The organism is Streptomyces sp. PA03-5A (assembly GCF_033792725.1).
Taxonomy (GTDB): Bacteria; Actinomycetota; Actinomycetes; order Streptomycetales; family Streptomycetaceae; genus Actinacidiphila.
Map to the genome: position 1 here is coordinate 1 of NZ_JARAVL010000070.1, position 18,413 is coordinate 18,413.

The 18,413-nt window shown below is 71.1% G+C and carries 16 protein-coding genes; 6 read left to right on the plus strand and 10 right to left on the minus strand.

The genetic code is table 11. The features are described from left to right. The first annotated feature begins 324 nt into the window (after positions 1 to 324). From PV410_RS43530 to PV410_RS43550, 5 genes are all read left to right on the plus strand, one after another. Positions 325 to 909 (plus strand): helix-turn-helix domain-containing protein, encoded by a 585-nt coding sequence (locus tag PV410_RS43530; protein ID WP_500332217.1) that lies wholly within the window; start codon positions 325 to 327, stop codon positions 907 to 909. A 93-nt stretch (positions 910 to 1,002) separates the two neighbouring features. After that, complete coding sequence (locus tag PV410_RS43535; protein ID WP_500332218.1) at positions 1,003 to 1,893, plus strand: class I SAM-dependent methyltransferase; 891 nt, start codon at positions 1,003 to 1,005, stop codon at positions 1,891 to 1,893. 247 nt (positions 1,894 to 2,140) lie between these two features. Next, on the plus strand, positions 2,141 to 3,214 hold the full coding sequence (locus tag PV410_RS43540) for a PP2C family protein-serine/threonine phosphatase (RefSeq protein WP_500332219.1): 1,074 nt from the start codon (positions 2,141 to 2,143) through the stop codon (positions 3,212 to 3,214). Between the two features lie 430 nt (positions 3,215 to 3,644). Continuing rightward, the gene (locus tag PV410_RS43545; RefSeq protein ID WP_500332220.1) at positions 3,645 to 6,176 is read left to right on the plus strand and encodes a CehA/McbA family metallohydrolase; all 2,532 of its coding nucleotides are present in this window, start codon (positions 3,645 to 3,647) and stop codon (positions 6,174 to 6,176) included. A gap of 328 nt (positions 6,177 to 6,504) precedes the next feature. Continuing rightward, positions 6,505 to 6,990, plus strand: a complete 486-nt coding sequence (locus PV410_RS43550) for a manganese efflux pump MntP (protein WP_500332221.1) — start codon at positions 6,505 to 6,507, stop codon at positions 6,988 to 6,990. On the opposite strand, the gene pqqE is transcribed toward PV410_RS43550, so the two are convergent. The 10 genes from pqqE to PV410_RS43600 all read right to left on the minus strand — a co-directional run bounded on the left by pqqE (position 6,987) and on the right by PV410_RS43600 (position 17,178). Beyond that, entirely contained in the window at positions 6,987 to 8,096 is a 1,110-nt protein-coding gene (gene pqqE, locus PV410_RS43555) for a pyrroloquinoline quinone biosynthesis protein PqqE (protein ID WP_500332222.1), read from the minus strand. The genes PV410_RS43550 and pqqE overlap by 4 nt on opposite strands. Next, a complete protein-coding gene (gene pqqD, locus PV410_RS43560; RefSeq protein ID WP_500332223.1) occupies positions 8,089 to 8,418 on the minus strand; it encodes a pyrroloquinoline quinone biosynthesis peptide chaperone PqqD in 330 nt (109 codons plus the stop codon). Before pqqD ends, pqqE begins: the two co-directional genes overlap by 8 nt. A 5-nt stretch (positions 8,419 to 8,423) precedes the next feature. Further along, positions 8,424 to 9,122 (minus strand): pyrroloquinoline-quinone synthase PqqC, encoded by a 699-nt coding sequence (pqqC, locus tag PV410_RS43565; RefSeq protein WP_500332224.1) that lies wholly within the window; start codon positions 9,120 to 9,122, stop codon positions 8,424 to 8,426. 4 nt (positions 9,123 to 9,126) lie between these two features. Next, positions 9,127 to 10,014 carry a pyrroloquinoline quinone biosynthesis protein PqqB gene (gene pqqB, locus PV410_RS43570; protein WP_500332225.1) on the minus strand — a complete coding sequence of 296 codons (888 nt, stop codon included), beginning with the start codon at positions 10,012 to 10,014 and terminating at the stop codon, positions 9,127 to 9,129. 76 nt (positions 10,015 to 10,090) lie between these two features. Next, positions 10,091 to 10,186, minus strand: coding sequence for a pyrroloquinoline quinone precursor peptide PqqA (gene pqqA, locus PV410_RS43575; protein ID WP_500332226.1), 96 nt, complete (start codon positions 10,184 to 10,186; stop codon positions 10,091 to 10,093). A gap of 46 nt (positions 10,187 to 10,232) precedes the next feature. Further along, positions 10,233 to 11,933, minus strand: a complete 1,701-nt coding sequence (locus PV410_RS43580; protein ID WP_500332227.1) for a PQQ-dependent dehydrogenase, methanol/ethanol family — start codon at positions 11,931 to 11,933, stop codon at positions 10,233 to 10,235. A gap of 13 nt (positions 11,934 to 11,946) precedes the next feature. Further along, positions 11,947 to 12,408, minus strand: a complete 462-nt coding sequence (locus PV410_RS43585; protein ID WP_500332228.1) for an MSMEG_3727 family PQQ-associated protein — start codon at positions 12,406 to 12,408, stop codon at positions 11,947 to 11,949. Between the two features lie 279 nt (positions 12,409 to 12,687). Next, positions 12,688 to 14,832, minus strand: coding sequence for a catalase/peroxidase HPI (gene katG / locus PV410_RS43590; RefSeq protein ID WP_500332236.1), 2,145 nt, complete (start codon positions 14,830 to 14,832; stop codon positions 12,688 to 12,690). Positions 14,833 to 14,961: 129 nt separating this feature from the next. Beyond that, complete coding sequence (locus tag PV410_RS43595) at positions 14,962 to 16,356, minus strand: DNA-binding protein (protein WP_500332229.1); 1,395 nt, start codon at positions 16,354 to 16,356, stop codon at positions 14,962 to 14,964. A 201-nt stretch (positions 16,357 to 16,557) separates the two neighbouring features. After that, positions 16,558 to 17,178, minus strand: a complete 621-nt coding sequence (locus PV410_RS43600; RefSeq protein ID WP_500332230.1) for a TetR/AcrR family transcriptional regulator — start codon at positions 17,176 to 17,178, stop codon at positions 16,558 to 16,560. A gap of 174 nt (positions 17,179 to 17,352) precedes the next feature. On the opposite strand from PV410_RS43600, the gene PV410_RS43605 reads away from it, so the two are divergent. After that, on the plus strand, positions 17,353 to 18,393 hold the full coding sequence (locus PV410_RS43605) for an aldo/keto reductase (protein WP_500332231.1): 1,041 nt from the start codon (positions 17,353 to 17,355) through the stop codon (positions 18,391 to 18,393). Positions 18,394 to 18,413 lie beyond the last annotated feature (20 nt).

Consider the following 18,413-nt stretch of genomic DNA (forward strand, 5'->3'; position numbering starts at 1 on the left):
GGGCAAGCAGTACGTGGTGTCCAAGGACAACATCAACGGCCTGGAGTGGACCCTCGACCCGTCCACCATCTTCCGCTTCTGGGAGATCCAGAAGGGCGTGACCCAGTAGCCGGTGCGAGGGCGGGCGTCGGCCGGCGGGGACGGTGAAGGGCTCACGCGGCTCTCCCATCGCGACGACGATGCGCGCAGCCGCGGCGGCCGCGCCCCCTCACGGCCGCCGCGTTGCGCGGCGTGCCGCCGCCACTGCTCGCGGCCCCGGTCCTGGCGGGGCCGAACGGTGACGACGCCGGGCATGCCTTGCCGTGCACGCATAGTCTCTTGCTCATGACGCAAGACGATGGTGATCTGGACAGTCTGGTGCGCAAGCGCATCCGCGCCCTGCGTGTGGCCCAGGGCTGGTCCCTGGAGGACCTGGCCGTGCGCGCCAACGTCAGTCAGTCCACGCTCTCCCGCATCGAGAACGGGCAGCGGCGCCTGGCGCTGGACCAGCTCGTCACCCTCGCCCGCGCCCTGGACACCTCCCTGGACCAGCTGGTGGAGACCGCGTCGGACGACGTGGTCTCCCACCCGACGATCGACCGGGCGCGCGGGCAGATGCGCTGGCCGATCAAAGCGGAACCCGGCATGACCGTCATCCGGCAGCGCATGACGAACCCGCCGCCCGACCACCCCTCGGGCATGCGTGCCCACCCCGGCCGTGAATGGCTCGTCGTCCTGTCCGGGACCGCGGTCCTGCTCCTGGGCAACCGTCGCCTGCGGATCGAGACCAACCAGGCGGCGGAGTTCCCCACGATGCTCCCGCACGCCATCGGGGCCGAGGGCGGACCCTGCGAGATCCTGGGCATCTTCGACCGCGACGCCCGCCGCGGCCACCAGCGCGGCGAGGCCACCGGGAAGGCGTCACCGTGACGGTTTGCGCCTGCCGCAGCGCGGCCGGGCATCGGCTTGCGCATTCCGGAAGCCGCTGGGCCGCCCGCGGACGGCCCGCCTAGCGTGGGCGCCATGAATCACCCCCACCCGCACGCAGCGGACCATGCCGCGCCCCACGTCCACGAGCACGAGCACGAGCACGATCACGATCACGACACAGCCGTTCAGGCGGAGATCCTCGACCTGGACGCCGAAGTGCTCGCCGAGCACAACGCGTCCATCACGGACTGGCTGCCCGTCGGGAACAGCCCCCGCCGCATCGTGGACCTGGGCTGCGGGACGGGAGCGGGAACCCTCGCCCTCCTTCGGCGCTTCCCCGCGGCACAGGTGACGGCCGTCGACTCCTCGGCCCCGCACCTGCGCCGCCTGCAGGCGAAGGCAGCCGCGGCCGGAGTGGCCGACCGCGTGCACCTGGTCGAGGCCGACCTCGACGCGGCGGCCTGGCCCGACCTCGGCACCCCGGAACTGGTGTGGGCCTCGGCCTCCCTGCACCACATGACCGAGCCCGACCAGACCCTGCGCCAGGTCCACGACCTGCTCGCCCCGGGCGGACTGTTCGCCGTCGTCGAGCTGGCCGGCTTCCCCCGCTTCCTGCCCGGGGACGCCCCGCAGGACGCCCCGGGCCTGGAGGAGCGCTGCCATGCCGCACTCGACCACCACCACGCCGAGCACATCCCCCATCGCGGCGCCGACTGGGGGACCAAGCTGACGAAGGCCGGCTTCACCATCGAGGGCGAACGGACCCTGACCATCGACGTCGCCCCGCCCCCCACCGACGCGGTCAGCCGTTACGCACTCAGCAGCCTGCGCCGCATGCGCACCACCGTCGCCTCCGCCCTGACGGCGGACGACCTGACCGCCCTCGACCGGCTGCTCGACGCCGACGGTCCCGAGGGCATCCCGCGCCGCACCGACGTGGGCGTCCGTACCGAGCGCACGGTCTGGGCCGCCCGCCGGGCGTGAACCGCTGCCCCTGAACACCGTGACCCGTGCCGCCGGCGTCCGGCGGTGCCCAAGCGGTACAGGGGCCACGGTGCCGGGCACTGCACGGACGGGCAAAGGCCTGTGCACGACGGGGCAAGGGGCCAGGCCGGAATCCTCCCTACGGTCGAGTTGTCCCGTCACGAGTGGGACGCCAATGCGCGGTCCCGGGACCGCTCGCGGATCCGTCGGCTCCCGGCCCGCGCAAGACTGCGAGGGAGTGACGCTGATGACCGACGCCGAACAGTTCGAGGAGCGGCGGGACGAGGGGAAACCGCTGCGGTACCTGGCCGTCGCGAGCGTCGTGGCGTGGATCCTCGCGGTGTGCGCGGTGTGCGTGATCCTGCCGCTGTACTCCCACCCGAGCCTCGCGTGCGGCCTCGCGCCGCTGATCACCGCGGGGACCGCGGCGATGGTGCTCGGACGCGTGAAGGACCGCTACCGCTGCCGGGCGGAGCGGGCGCACGCCGTGTCCGACACCGTCCGGCGGGTCCTGCTCCGGCCGCTCCCCGGGCGCATCGGCGCGCTGGGGCTCGCCTCCATCTACCGTCCCTGCGGGGGCCGGGGACAGGTCGGCGGTGACCTGTACGCGGTCGCGCGCGCGGGCGAGGCGACCCGCCTGATCATCGGTGACGTGTGCGGCAAGGGCCTGCCCACGTTCGAGGACGTCGCGGCCGTGCTCGGGGCCTTCCGCGAATGGGCGCCGCGCGCCGCGACCCTGGCGGAGCTGTCGGCGCGGCTGGAGGAGAGCTTCCTGTTCCACCTGGCCGACAGCGACGACCTCTCCCGCGAGAAGGACGAACGTTTCGTGACGGCGCTTCTGCTGGAGGTGCGGGACGGCGAGCCGTTCGCCCGCATGGTCAACCACGGCCACCCGCCGCCCATACGGGCCCGCCGGGGGAGCGTCGCGCTGGTGGCGGGCTGCCCGGCTCCCCCCTTGGGCCTGTACGGTCTGCGGGACTGCGGGGCCATGGAGGAACGCTTCGAACTGTGCCCCGGGGACACGCTGTTGCTCTACACCGACGGCCTCATGGAGGCCCGCGACGCCGCCGGGCGGTGCTACCCGCTGCTGGAACGCGCCACGACGTGGCGGTGGATCCGCGAGGGCACACCGGGCCACGTGTGCCTGCCCGATGTGCTGGGGGAGATCCTCGAGGATGTCGTCGAGCATTCGGGCGCGCTTCCCGAGGACGACCTGGCGATGGTCGCCCTGACCCGTGTCGAGGAACCGGGAGCGGCCGTGCTGTCCAGGTCGGCCGGTGAGGCCTGGCGCGAGGACGCGGAGCAGTGGCGGCACGGTTGATCACCGGCCCGGTACCACCTGCGGAGGTTCCGAGGAATGCCCGGGGGAGCCGTTTGACCCGGAGGGCAGCCACACCCATAGGGGCGTTTGACCCATGCAGGGGACACGGACCGGCTGTCACAGTGGCGGGGCCGGGAGGACGGCTGGCTCTCCGCGAGGCCGGTCGTGGAAACCGGTTGATCAGCGCTGCCTTGAGGCTGCCGCACCCGCGCCCGCGACCTCGCGATGCCCTTCCGCATGGCTCCGGGCCGGTCGGTCGTCCCTTAGGGCGCGTGCACGGGGGAATCGTCCGGGCGGCAAGTGATGCCACATACCCGCAATGGGTGCGAATGGTTCGCTGCTCGTTCATTTCGCGGAAGAAGGCGCGCTTTAGCGTCTCGGGGACTTCACACCGATCCACAGGGGAACGGTGCACGGAAAGGCGCAGTACATGGAGACGACAAGAGGGTCCACCGGGCCGGACCGTGAGCCCGAGGGCCTTTCCCGCCGGCGGTTCGTGGTCATGGCGGGTACCGCCGTCGCGGCGGTCGGCGTCGGTGCGGGCACCGCCGAGGCGGTCAGCGGATCCGCCCTCGAGTCGAACGGCAAGGTCAAGACGGTGGGCGGGAGCTCCGTGCTCAACCGGGCCAAGGCGCCCAAGGGCAAGTGGCTCGCGGGTGACACCCACGTCCACGACGACCATTCGTCGGACGGCAGCGGGCCCCGGCAGACCTCGCACCAGACCCTCCCCGGGAACCTTCCCGTCGGCGACCAGATCGCCCAGGGCGAGAAGGCCGGCCTCGACTTCATGCCCCTGACCGACCACCGGACGTACGACCAGGTCTGGGACCCCCAGTGGAAGTCGTCCAAGCTGCTGTTGCTCCCGGGTGAGGAGGCGAACGGCTCGCCCCACGCCATCGTGCTGGGCAACGTGGACGTGATCGTGGACGGCGCCAACCCGACCGGTTCCGCGGCCTTCCGCCATGTGCAGCAGTCCGTCTGGGACGCGCACGCGCAAGGGGCGGTGTGGTCGCAGGCGCACCCCGACGACGGTGAGTACACGCCGGCGACGGGCCCGAACGCCAACGCGAGCGTCCAAGGCGCGGACCTCGTCGAGGTGCTCAACGTGTCCACCGGTCCGGACGAGCAGGTCGAGTACGCGGAGAACCGCTGGAACGCGGGTTTCCGCTTCGGGGTGGCGGCGGCGAGCGACTGCCACTTCCGCGAGCTGTGGGACATCGACGCCCCCGGGACGCCCACCACCCACGTCTTCGCGGCGAAGCGTTCGGTCCTGGGCATCCTCGACGGGTTCCGCAGCGGCCGTACGACGGTCGCGCAGAACACCGCGGGGCCGTTCCTGACCATCGAGGCCGACGTCGACGGTGACGGCGTGTTCGAGGCGATCGGCGGCGACGAGGTGGTCGTGGCCGACCGCAAGCTGCCCAAGAAGGCCACGCTGCGTGTGAACGTCAGGGGTGGCAAGGGAACCACCGTCCACGTCTACGCGGCTCCCGGTCGATCGGCGGGCCCCATCGCGAGCTACCGGCCGCAACGGGCCAACGAGAGCTACGAACTGCCGCTCGTGCTGAAGGGCACCGACCACGGCTGGTACCGGGCCGAGGCCCGTTCCCCCGGCAGCGCCTCCGGTTCCGACGCCGACCCGAACCTGCCCGACCAGCTCCGCGGTGCCACCTCGCCCGTCTTCGTCTCCGTCGGCGCTCCGGCCGACCCCCGGCCCGAGAGCGCGCTCCCGGCCGCCGACACCGCCCACGACGAGGCGGCGTTCGTCACCGGCGACCCGGGCACGTTCACCGGCTTCTCCGATGTCGCGGTCGTGGGCGACGTCACGCACGTCGTGGCGGAGGTGCACGAGAACCAGGCGAGCAGGGTGGTCTACCGCCGGCTCAACGGCAAGGGCAGGATCACCAGGTCCGTCACCTTGTCCGGCCGTTCGGCGACGGCGCGGTTCCCGCGGATCGTCGCGACCTCCCATGACGTGTGGGTGGCCTGGCAGGACGAGCAGGGCAAGGAGCAGCCGCACCGTCCGGTGATCCTCCTGGCGCACAGCGCCGACGGCGGCGGCTCCTTCAAGGCCCCGGCCAAGATCAGCAAGGGCAAGGGGCGTGCCGTCCACCCGGCACTGGCACTGGTCGACGACAAGCATCCGCTGGTCGCCTGGTCCGACAACGGCGAAGGCGCGTTCGACGTGTACGCGCAGATCGTCGGCATCGACAAGGCCGCGGTGAACATCTCCGCGGCGGGCAAGGCGACCGGTCCGGGCGTGCCCGGCGATGCGCGCTCGCCGCGCTACCCCGCCTCGCTGTTCCCGGTCGTCGCCGTCCACGACGGCGAGCACGCCGTGATCAGCTGGCAGGACGACCGCTACGACCCGGACCCGTTGTGGACCGGCCACACCCCGCCCGCGGGCCAGCCGGCCGCCGGCGGTACGGACCCGGACAACTGGCAGGTCCTGGCGTCGGTACGCAAGGCGCCGGGCCGCGGCTGGAGCACTCCGGTCCAGGTCAGCAGGGTCAGTGACCGATCGGACAGGCACCCGGGCCTGACCGTGGACCGGGACGGGACGTTCGTCGCGATCTGGGAGAGCGGTGCGCTCCAGAGCTCCGGCTCCAACCTCCAGCTCCGGGCCAGCCGATCCACCGACGGCGGCACGACCTGGACGGCGTCCGAGAACGTCGCCCTCGACGCCGAAGCCATGAGCCAGCGGGCCAGGCTCGGCGTGGACCCTGACGGCACGGTCCGCGCGGTCTGGTACGACTCCCGCTCGACCGACTGGCGCTGGAAGGTCTTCACCGCCACCCTCGACCGCGAGAAGGGCTGGTCCGACGCCACCCAGGTGAGCCACCAGGGCAACAGCACCTGGCCCGCCCTGCACCGCGGCGTCGTGGTGTTCACCAGCGACCGCGGCGCGACACGTACACAGCGCGACGAGACGCAGCAGATCTTCCGGGCGAAGCTGGTCTGAACCATCGGCATCGGGTCCGTCCGCTACCCCTCCCCCGCGCCTCGGGTTTTCCGTGCGGCCGCAGGCACGCCGGGGGAGGGGGTGCTGCGGCAGGGCAGTTCCGCGGATCAATTGGCCGCGCGCGCCGCGGCGAGTAGTGTTGACAGTGCTCCGGAAATCGGTTCCGCGGATTTGTTGCGCGGGACGTCCGGGATATCGTTTCCAACCTGGCGGTCATTCCGCGCGGCGGATTCGGCCCCGCCGTCATCGGTCGTCATCGGGCGGCGACATCGCCATGATCTGGGAAATACTGGTCCTGGGTTTCGTACTCAGTCTCGACAATTTCCGGGTGTCGATCGCGCTCGGCACCGTCCCCTTCGGTCTGAAGCGCGCGGTGCAGGTTGCGCTCACCTTCGGGCTGTGGGACGCGGTCATGCCCTTGGTCGGGCTGTTGATCGGTCGCCGGATAGGGGAATCCATCGGAGACGTCGCCGACTTGGTGGGTGCGGCCGCTCTGGGTGGTTACGGTCTCTACCTCGTCGTCTCGGCCCTTCGGCACCCCGAGCCGGAGGAGTTGGACCATCCGTGGGCGCTGTTCGGCATCCCGCTGACGCTCAGCCTGGACAACCTGTTCGCCGGGGCGAGCCTGGGGATCCTCGGGCTCTCGCCGTGGTTCTCGGCCGCCGTCTTCGGAATCATGACGGCGGTGATGTCGCTGGTCGGGCTGCAGCTGGGTCGGGTCGCGGCGCGCCTCATCCGGATCCGCTCGGACCTGCTGAGCGGGGTCACCTTGATCATCGCCGCTGCCGCGCTGCCGTTGTGGTTCGGCGGCTAGCCGCCCGGGATGCGGTCCGGCCGGCGAACCCGGTGCGGTCGGGGGACCAGCGGTGGGTCGTCGGAACGTGATCCGGCGTTGGCGGCCGCCACCGCCCGGGCGACCAGGTGATGGTCGGGCGACAGGTGGCAGACCGGGTCGGTGCGGGCCGCATCGCCGGTGAGCAGGAACGCCTGGCAACGGCAGCCGCCGAAGTCCAGCTCCCGCCGGAAGCAGCTCCGGCAGGGCTCGGGCATCCAGTCGGTTCCCCGGAACGCGGTCATCACCGGGGACTCGTTCCAGATCCACGCCAGCGAGTCCTCACGCACGCTGGCCCTCGGCAACGGCAGGGACTGGGCGGCCGGGCAGGGCAGGACGTCGCCGTTCGGCGTGACGGTCAGCTGCCGGGACGCCCAGCCGCCCATGCAGGGCTTGGGGTAGCGGCTGTAGTAGTCGGAGATGACGTAGATGACGTCCATGCGGTCCCGCAACCGCTCACGGGCTGCCCGCACGACGACTTCGGCCGCTTCGAGCTGGGCCCGGCTGGGCAGCAGCGCGGCACGGTTGCGCCAGGCCCAGCCGTAGTACTGGGTGTTGGCCAGCTCCAGCCGGTCGGCGCCCACCTCCTCGGCCAGGTCGAGCACGTCGGCGACCCGGTCGATGTTGTGCCGGTGCAGGACCACGTTCATGGTCAGGGGCCAGCCCAGCTCCTTGACCACGTGCATCGCCTCGATCTTGCGCTCGAAGGACGGGACGCCGGCGATCCGGTCGGACGCGGCCGCTTCGTGGGCCTGGATGCTGATCTGCACGTGGTCCAGGCCGGCGGCCCGCAACTGTTCGGCCTTCGAGCGGGAGAGCCCGAGGGCGCTGGTCACGAGGTTGGTGTAGAGGCCCAGGTGGTGGGCGGCCGCCGTGATCTCCACCAGGTCGCGCCGCAGCAGCGGTTCCCCGCCCGACAGGTGGCACTGCAGGACGCCCAGGTCGCCGGCTTCGGCCAGCACCCGCCGCCACTCGTCCGTGGCCAGCTCGTCCTGGTAACCGGCCATGTTCAGCGGGTTGGAGCAGTACGGGCAGGCCAGCGGGCACCGGTAGGTGAGTTCGGCGAGCAACCCGAACGGGCTATCCATCGGTGAGCTCCATCCAGCGCCGGGTGACGAGCCGGGTCAGGAACCGCCGCACCTCGTCCTCCGGGACGGTCTGGTAGCGGGCGCCCAGCTCGGTCACGATCTCGGCCACGGTGTGCTGCCCGTCGCACAGCTGGAGGATCGCCGCGCCGCTGCCGTTCAGGACCACCACCGTCTCGGGGTGTAGCAGTACCTGACGCTGCCTGGTCCGGCAGAAGGTGAGCCGGACATGACGCGCCAGCCGGGGCCGGTCCGGGCCGCACACCTCGACACCGGGTCCGGTCCTGGTCCTGCTCCGGGTCGCTCCTGGGGGTGTCGGGTCCATGGCGGTCACTCCGGGTAGGCCTGGTCGATGGCGTCCATGAGACTCCACAGGACGTCGCACTTGAACGAGAGCGCGTCGACGGCGCGCGCCTGCGACTCGGCGGACAGGCAGTGCGACGTGACCACCTGGAGGGCGTGCTCGCAGTCGCGCGGGGCCTGCTCCAGGCGGGTGCGGAAGTAGGCGAGGCCGTCGGGGTCGATCCACGGGTACCAGCGCTCGAAGGCGGCCAGGCGAGCGGCCATCAGGTCGGGCGCGAACAGTTCCGTGAGCGAGGACGCCACCGCCTCCACCCACGGGCGGGTCCGGGCGAAGTTCACGTAGGCGTCGACGGAGAACCGCACGCCCGGTACCAGGTGCCGGTGGTCCCGGACCTCGTCGCGGGTCAGCCCGGTGGCCTCGCCCAGGCGCAGCCACGCCTCGATGCCGCCCTCGCCGGCGGCGCTGCCGTCGTGGTCGGTGATCCGTCGGATCCAGCGGCGGCGGACGTCGAGGTCGGGGCAGTTGGAAAGGATCGCGGCGTCCTTGCGGGGGATGTTCTCCTGGTAGTAGAAGCGGTTGGCCACCCAGCCGCGGATCTGCCGATGGCTCAGCCGGCCTGTGTTCATCCGGACGTGGAAGGGGTGTTGGTCGTGGTACCGCCGCGAGTGGGCCCGCAACGCCTCGACGAAGTCGTCGGCGCCGGTTCTCGTGGTTGTCGTCGTCACGGCTCTACACCTGGATCTCGAGGCCGTCGGTGGCCACCTCTATGCCGCTTTCCCGCAGGATGTGCCGCTCGGGTGCGTCCTCCAGGAGGATCGGGTTGGTGTTGTTGACGTGCACGAGGACCGTCCGTCCCGCGGCCAGCGACGGGAGCCGGGCCAGGCTGCCGTCCGGGCCGTCGATGGGCAGGTGGCCCATCTCCCGGGCCGTCTTGCCGGCCAGCCCGAGCCGTACGAGCTCGTCGTCGCGCCAGCAGGTCCCGTCGAACAGCAGGCATCCGCAGCCCTCGAGCTCCGCGCACAGCGCCGGCGTCAGCGACTGCACGGCGGGCAGGTAGACCAGCGTCCCCCCGCTGCGTTCGTCGGTCAGCCGGTAGCCCACGACGCGGCCGTGGTCCGCCTCGGCCCCGAACCGGGCGCGTTTGACGGTCGGTACGTCGAACGCGCGGCAGGACAGCCCGTCCGCCAGGGCCAGGTCGGTGCCGGGGATCACTGCCCGCCACTCGACGGTGCAGTAGTGCTGGAGCGTGCTCAGGATTCCCGAGCCGTCACACAGGGTCTTGTGTGCCGCCGGAGTGGCGTACACCCGCAGGACACGGGCCTCGCGCAACAGCAGCAGACCCAGCGTGTGGTCCAGCTCGGCGTCGGTGAGCAGCACCGCTTCCAGCGGCGTCGTCCGGTCGCCCTGCGGGTGCAGGCCCGGGAAGGCCTCGAACTGGGCGCGGAGGTCGGGTGAGGCGTTGACGAGGAACCACCGGCAGCGGTCGGCGCTGACGGCGATCGAGGACTGGGTGCGCGGGGGGCCGGCCCCTGAGCGGACCGCGCCGCACACGGGGCAGCCGCAGTTCCACTGCGGGGACCCGCCCCCCGCCGCCGAGCCCAGCACTCGCAGCAACACGCCGGCACTCCGTTCGTCGAATGTCCGGGTCCGTCGTCGGCCCGGCCGCCTCTCGGCGTCCCGAGCCGTCGGTCCGCTAGTCCTCCAGCCGGGCGACGTACATGGTCACCTCGGCCGCGACCGCGATCTCCTCGAACTCGGGCGTCTCCCACACAACGAGCTGGGGTTCCATGGATTCACCTCCTCTCTGGCCGGTCACGGCAAGATCCGGTCGCGCGCTACGACCATTCCGGGAGGGCGAAGGTGATCAGGGCGCTCCCGTGTCCCGCGCCGAGCATGCCGGGGAGGAATCCCTCGGCCCACCCGCCCCAGCCGACCGGTACGGCGATGTACTGCCTGTCGTCGACCATGTAGGTGGTCGGGCTGCTGTGGTGGCCGCTCCCGCACTGGAACTGCCACAGCCCCTGCCCGGTGCGGGCGTCGAGCGCGTTGAACTCGCCGGACGGCTCACCGGCGAACACCAGGTCACCACCGGTGGCCAGCACCGAGGCGCACATCGGCAGTTCGTTGCGCCAGCGCCACTTCTCCTCGCCGTCGGCGTCGAACGCGCTGACGGACCCCGCCATGTCCTCGATGTCCACCTGAACGCCCGCGCCCCAGTACGGGATGCTCTCCTTGAACTCCCGGCGCCGCCGGGTGGCCGTGGCACCCGTGTCCTGGACGGGCACGTAGAACAGCTCGGACTTCGGGCTGTAGGCCGCGTGGGTCCATTCCTTCGCGCCTGCCGGACCCGGGTAGAAGTGGACGGGTACTCCCTCCTCGTCGGGGTACAGCTTGGCCGTCACCCGGCCGTCCCTCGTGATGGCCCCCCACGTGATGCGGTCCACGAAGGGGGTGATCCCGACCCTCGCCCCGTTGATGCGGTCGAGGACGAAGAAGTAGCCGTTCTTGTCGAAGTGCCCGAGCAGTTTGCGCCCGTCCCGCTCGAACAGGATGCACTCGGCGATGCTGTCGTAGTCCCACACGTCGTGCGGGGTGCACTGGTAGTGCCAGCGGATCTGACCGCTGTCGACGTCGACGGCGATGACGCAGTCGGTGAAGAGGTTGTCACCCTCGCGGACAGCTCCGTCGAAGTCGGGCGCCGGGTTGCCGGTGCCGACGTACAGCAGGTTCGTCTCCGGGTCGAACGTGCCGGTGACCCAGCAGTTCGCCCCACCACGCGCCCAGGCCTCGCCGTGGGCGGGCCAGGTCTCCGAGCCCGGCTCCCCGGGCTTGGGCACCGTGTAGCAGCGCCACTGGTGCTCGCCGGTGGCGAGGTCGAACGCGTCGAGATGGCCGCGTACGCCGAACTCGCCGCCGGAACTGCCGACGATGACCATGTTCTTCACGATCAGCGGGGCGAGTGTGGCGCTCTCCCCAGCGCGGACATCACCGTAGGTCGTGTCCCAGACCCGCTTTCCGGTGGTGGCGTCGAGGGCGAGCAGACGGGCGTTCGGCGTGACGGAGAAGACCTTCCCCTGGGCCACGGCGACCCCCCGGTTCACGTTCCCGCAGCACAAGGACACGTCGAAGGGGACCGCGTGCTTGTACCGCCAGATCTCCACGCCGGTCTTCGCGTCGAGGGCCCAGACCCAGCCGTCCCAGCCGGACACGAACATGACCCCGTCGACGACGATCGGGGCGGCCTCGAACGAGTAGGTCGACGCGCCCGCGATCAGTCCGGTCGTGCCCGCCTGGAAGACCCATGCGGGGACGACGCGCTTGACGCTCTCGGTGTTGATCTGGTCCAGCGGGCTGTACCGCTGCCCGTTGTAGGCGCCGTAATAGGTGAGCCAGTTGTGCGGCTCCTGGCGGGCGTTGAGCATGCGCTCGTAGTCGAGGCCGGCCACCACCGGCGGCGCGACCTCCCCGCCCGCGACCTTGCCGCTCAGCAACCCCTGGTCGACTGCCTCACCCGCGTCCACGTAGTCGAGGGACATCTCCTCCTCCTTCCTACGGCCGCGGTTGCTCGGGGCGGTCGAGGCGAGCCTCCGGCGGAGCCTCTCCCAGGACGACGATGGCCCCGGTCAACCCCCGGCCCTCGTCGTTGCCCGTGGGCGAGCAGTACCAGTAGTAGCCCGGTCCGTCGAGGTTGAGGGTCGCCCGTCCGCGCGAATGGTTCACCAGCCAGATGAACTTCCGGTCGCCATTGCTCGGCAGGAGCGCGCAGTGCGTGTTCAGGTCGTCATTGATGAGCTCGAGCTCGATATCGCCTCCATGGGGCATGACCAGAATTGATGGATCCCAGATCAGCTCATCCGGGTGGATTCGAATGGTGGCCTGCATGGTGCCGTCCGGTTTCTCGGCGGCATATCCGATGCTCCCGGTTCCCAGCACTTGACCCAGCGCTGCTTTGTTCTGTTCGACCAACCCGATCTTGTCCAGCAGGTCGGATCGCTCCTGCGTGGTCGTCATCGGGGCTTCACTCTCCTCATGCCGAATCGCTGTGTCCACTTTCGCCGGCGGCGGTGCTTCGCGGCCGGTCGCACACCTTCCTTCGAAAATGTTCTCCGAATTGACGTGGAATTCGGCGCGGGTGGATTGAATGCTCCGAAAAGCGGACAATCTGCTACCCGATAAGCACGCTACGCCGTATGGATCACACCGACAAGGGTGAGCGCGCGTGCGGGCCGGCTCATGCCGTTCGCCCGCGACCGGCTACCGTTCGTCCGCCATGTGCCACCGTTGGGAGGATCAAGCGAGGTCGTACCGGTCGAGGCACATGACCTTGTCCCACGCGGAGACGAAGTCCTTCACGAACTTCTCCCGTGCGTCGTCGCTCGCGTAGACCTCCGCGACCGCACGCAGCTCGGCGTTCGAGCCGAAGACGAGGTCGACGCGGCTGCCGGTCCACTTGACCTCGCCGGTCGCCCGGTCGCGGCCCACGAAGGTTTCGGCGGTCGTGGACGCCGGCTCCCACTCCGTGCGCGTGTCGAGCAGGTTCACGAAGAAGTCGTTGCTCAGCGACCCGGGCTTCGCGGTGAAGACGCCCAGCGGCGATTGACGGTGGTTGGCGCCCAGCACCCGGAGGCCACCGACCAGGACGGTCATCTCGGGCGTGCTCAGGTCCAACAGGTTCGCGCGGTCGACCAGCAGGTGCTCCGACGGCAGCCGGTCGGCCTTGCCGCGGTAGTTGCGGAACCCGTCCGCGGTCGGCTCGAGGGCGGCGAATGACTCCACATCGGTCCACTCCTGTGTGGCGTCCGTGCGTCCCGGAAGGAAGGGGACGTGCACGTCGTGGCCGGCCGTCCCGGCGGCCCGCTCGACGGCGGCGGCCCCGCCGAGCACGATGAGGTCGGCCAGCGAGATCCTCGCGTCCCCGGCTTGGGAGCCGTTGAAGGCCTCCTGGATCCCCTCCAGGGTGCGCAGCACCTGTGCCAGCGTGTCGGGCTCGTTGACCTCCCACCCCCGTTGCGGCTCGAGGCGGATGCGCGCGCCGTTCGCCCCGCCGCGCCTGTCGCTGACGCGGAACGTCGACGCCGACGCCCACGCGGTCGAGACGAGCTGGGAGACCGATAGCCCGCAGGCGAGGAGCCGGCTCTTGAGCACGGCGATGTCCGCGGCCCCGACGAGCTCGTGGTCCACGGCGGGGACCGGGTCCTGCCACGGCAGCGTCTCCCGGGGGACCAGCGGTCCGAGGTAGCGCTGGACCGGGCCCATGTCGAGGTGCGTCAGCTTGAACCAGGCCCGCGCGAACGCGTCCGCCAACTGGTCCGGGTTGTCCAGGAAGCGCCGTGAGATCGGCTCGTAGCCCGGGTCCGACCGCAGCGCCAGGTCCGTCGTCAGCATGGTCGGGGCGTGCGTCGTCGACGGGTCGTGGGCGTCCGGGACCGCACCGGCCCCGCCGCCGTCCCGCGGGACCCACTGCCACAGACCGGCGGGGCTCAGTTCCAGGTCCCACTCGTAGCCGAACAGGGTCTCGAAGAAGCTGTTGTCCCACGTCGTGGGGGTGGGCGTCCACGTACCGTCGAGCCCGCTGGAGATGGTGTCCGTGCCCTTCCCGGTGCCGTAGCTGCTCTTCCATCCCAGGCCCTGTTCCTCGAGCGGGGCGCCCTCGGGCCCGGGGCCGAGGTGGGCGTCCGGGGCGGCCGCGCCGTGGGTCTTGCCGAACGTGTGGCCGCCCGCGATCAACGCGACGGTCTCCTCGTCGTTCATCCCCATGCGCCGGAAGGTCTCGCGGATGTCCCGTGCCGAGGCGAGCGGGTCCGGGACGGTGTTCGGCCCCTCCGGGTTGACGTAGATGAGGCCCATCTGGTCGGCGGCAAGGGGGCGCTGCAGTTCCCGGACGCCGCCGTGGCGTTCGTCGCCGAGCCAGGCGTGCTCGGGACCCCAGTAGACGTCCTCGTCGGGCTCCCACACCTCCGCCCGGCCGCCGGCGAAGCCGAAGGTCGTGAAACCCATCGTCTCCAGGGCGCGGTTGCCCGCGAAGACCATCAGGTCGGCCCAGGAGATCTTGCGGCCGTACTTCTTCTTCACCGGCCAGAGCAGCCGGCGCGCCTTGTCGAGGTTGCGGTTGTCCGGCCAGCTGTTCAGCGGCGCGAACCGCTGCATGCCGGCGCCCGCGCCACCGCGGCCGTCGTGGATGCGGTAGGTCCCGGCGCAGTGCCAGACCATCCGGACCACGAGCGGCCCGTAGTGGCCGAAGTCGGCCGGCCACCACTCCTGCGACGTGGTCAGCGCGTCGTCGACGTCGCGCGCCAGGGCGTCGAGGTCCAGCGTGTGGAACGCCGCCGCGTAGTCGAAGTCCTCACCCATGGGATCGGCCTCGGCGGGGTGTTTCCGCAGGACCCTCAGGTCGAGCCGGTGCGGCCACCAGTCGCGGTTGCTCGCGCGTCCGATCGGCCGGCCGCGGTGCCCGGTGACGGAGAGGCCGAGGCCGCCCGCGTTGCCGGCGTCCGTCTCGCCGGCAACGGCGTCCGGGATGTCGGACACGGGGATCTCCTTCCGGATCAGAGGGTGCGTCGTGGTTCAGATGTTCAGCGCGCGACGCACGGCGGGCGCGTTCCGCCGGGAAACCGGCACCATCTCGTTCGTCCGGTCGTCCATGACCAGGGACAGCTCGCCCTTGAGCCCGCGCTCGACCTCCCGGATGCGGCTCAGATTGACCACGTAACGACGGTGCACCCGCAGGAAGCCGACATCCGCCAGATCGCTGTCGAGCTTGTCCAGGCTCAGGGAGGCGGCTCGCAATCGACCTTGATCGGTGGAGAGCCACACGTCGTTTCCGTGCGATTCGGCGAAGGAGACTTCCGGCAGTCGCAGCAGCACCATCCGGTTGTCGCGCATCGCGACCAGTCGGCGCGGCGGCACCCGAGGGTGGGAGGAACCCTCCCTTTGGGGCAGCCGCGCCCCGTCGGAAACCCCGAACAGGACCAGGTTCCCGATCAGGTGCCCGGAGGAGAAGACGGGCCGGATGGTGATCGTCGTCGGCTCGTCGGCCAGGTGGGCGAAGATCTGCGTCGAGCCGACCCAGTCGGGATCGTGGGCCCCTTGCCTGCTGGCATACCGGGCGGCCGCGATGAATTCCGGCAGCCCGGGGTTCCAACGCAGGGTGGGGTCGATCGCCGGGGTGTACGCGGGGACGCCCAGGAGCACGCTCGCCATGTCGTCGGCGATCACCACCTTGCCGGCGGTGTCCACGGCGGCGAGCGCCGCACCGGACGTCGCCCTGGCCTGGGTGTAGGCCGCGACCAACTCCGCGCCGCTGTCCCGGGCGCGTCTCTTCAGCGGGTACCGGGTCATGGTGACGGCGCCGGCCAGCCAGCTTTCGGCGGCCGCGGGAAGCCCGTTGCGCCAGAAGGAGACGTTGAGGACCGCGATCGGTTCCCTGGTCACCACGTCACGCACCGCGATGCCCGCGCACACCCAGTTGTGGAACGCCTGGCACCAGTGCTCCGCTCCCCTGATCGGCACCGGGCCGTGCGCCTCGAGCGCCGTGCCCATGCCGTTCGTACCGACCGCGCACTCGGACCAGCAGAACCAGGGCGCCAGATTGCAGTCGTCGGCTCGGGCGAGTGTGGCGTGATCACCCCACGCGGCCAGGATCCGGCCGGTGGCGTCGGTGACGGTGACGAGCCCACCGAGGTTGCCCGCTTCATGTGCCACGGCGGCGGCACGGAAGCCCAGCTCGGCGAAGACCACGTCGTGCTCGGGCGTGTGGTCGGGCTCCGTGACGGCCGGCGGAGCCTTCGTGAGGTGGGGATCGACTCGGTACTGCTCTCGGCAGCGCTGCCAGGAGATCGCCACCAGGGGCCGCACACCGGGGACGTGGTCCTCGCCCTGCACGAACCGTTCCCACGCCGCGAGAACGGGGCCGCCGCCGAGGTTCGCCGCGTTGGGCTCAAGCCGATGTGTGCTTCTCATGGTTCAGAACCGCCCTTGGTCCATCCCCAATGCCGGCGGCGTGCCCGCGGTCCGGGCCGGTCACCGCTCGTGGCGGCCGGGCCTGCGCGGACTGCGTACCGCGTCGCGGGTCTCCCTGCTCCGTCACCCGTTCCGGGCTGTGTCACAGACCTCCACTGCCCACCCTAGTACCGTCGGCGGGCTGCGGACGCCCCGTGGGCACTAGCCGATGGGGCGGCGGTAGACGCCGTGCCACCAGGTGCGTGCCAGTTCGCGGGCGAACGCGGGGTCGCCGGCGGGATCTCCGGTGGTGACCTGGTCGGTCAGGGCGCGCTCGCCGCCGGTGACGATGATCCGGGTGGCGCTGACGGGGTCGAGGTCGGCGGGGGTGCGGCCGGCCTCCTGTTCGTCGCGGAGGATCTTGATGGTCCAGTCGGTGAACTGGTGGAGTTCGGCGGTGAAGTAGTCGCGCACGGCCGTGTCGTAGGTGGCGACCTCGGCGAGTGCCCGCCGGACGGCGGCGTGCCGGCGGTAGACCTCGATGACGTGCAGGAAGGCCTCCTCGAGGCCTTCGACGCCGGCCGAGGGCTGCCAGGCCGAGGTGAGGTCGAAGGACGAGGCCATGAGCCGGCCGGCCAGGCGCAGCAGTAGGTCGACCTTGTCGCGGAAGTGGCTGTAGAAGGTCGAGCGGGCGACGCCGGCCTCGGTGCAGATCTGCTGCACGCCCAGTTCGGTGAAGTTCGCGCCGCCTGCCAGCAGGCGCTGGGTGGCGTCCAGGACGTCCGCCTCGGCCGAGGTGGGGCGGCCGACCTTGGCGGTGCGGCGTCGGGTGATCGAAGGCATGTCCGGATCCTGGGGTCGTCGCGGGCGGGGGCCCGGCAGCGAACGTCACATTACACCGCGTCCGGACATCGTGTAGCGTAATTTCCGGACGCGCTGTCCGGATGCGGTGACCGGAAAGGCTGGGGTCTCCCGGTCACCCGCGCGAGCAAGTACGTGTGCGATGAGGAGTGACTGGTGAAATATCGTCTGCTGGGACGCACCGGGGTCTGGGTCTCCGAGATCTCCCTGGGTGCGATGACGTTCGGCGGCAAGGACCACCCGGTGTACGGCCCCCATGGGGCACTGGGGCAGCAGGACGTGGACCGGGTGGTCGGCGCGGCACTGGACGCCGGGATCAACTTCCTGGACACCGCGGACGTCTACGCCGACGGAGAGAGCGAGGAACTGCTCGGCCGGGCGGTCGGGCGGCGCCGGCGGGACGTCGTGCTGGCGACCAAGCTCCTCGCTCCCGTCGGGCCGGGGCCCAACGACCAGGGCCTGTCGCGTCTGCACGTGATGCGGGCCCTGGAGGACAGCCTGCGCCGGCTGGGGACCGACTACGTCGACCTCTACCAGATCCACAACTACGACCACGTGACGCCGCTGGAGGAGACGCTGAGCGCCCTCGACGACGCGGTGCGCCAGGGCAAGGTCCGCTACATCGGCTGCTCCAACCTGGCCGCCTGGCAGATCAGCAAGGCGCTGGGCATCTCCGCACTGCAGCACCGGGCGGCGTTCGTCGCCAACCAGACCCACTACTCCTTGGTGGCCCGCGACGCCGAGCGTGACCTGGTGCCCCTGGCCGAGGACTCGGGGCTGGGCCTGACGGTGTGGCAGCCGCTGGCCGGCGGATTCCTGACCGGCAAGTTCGACCGCGGCGGGGTGACCACGGAACCGGACTCCCGCCGGGCCCGGAACGGCTTCGACTTCGTACCGTTCGACGAGGAGCGGGGCTTCGCGGTGCTCGACGTGGTCCGGGGCGTCGCCGCGCGGCACGAGGTCGGCCCGGCCCGGGTCGCCCTGGCCTGGCTGCTGGCGCAGCGCGCCGTCACCAGCGTGATCGTCGGCGTCCGCACGGTGGAGCAGCTCGCGGACGACGTCGCCGCCGTCGGCCTGACGCTGACCGAGCAGGACCTCGCCGAGCTCGACGAGGTCAGCCGGCCGCCGCTCGCCTACCCGAACTGGATCCAGCAGTGGTTCGCCCCGACCCGGATCCCGGCGGGCAACCTGGCCTGACCGGCCGCCGCCTCGGCGCC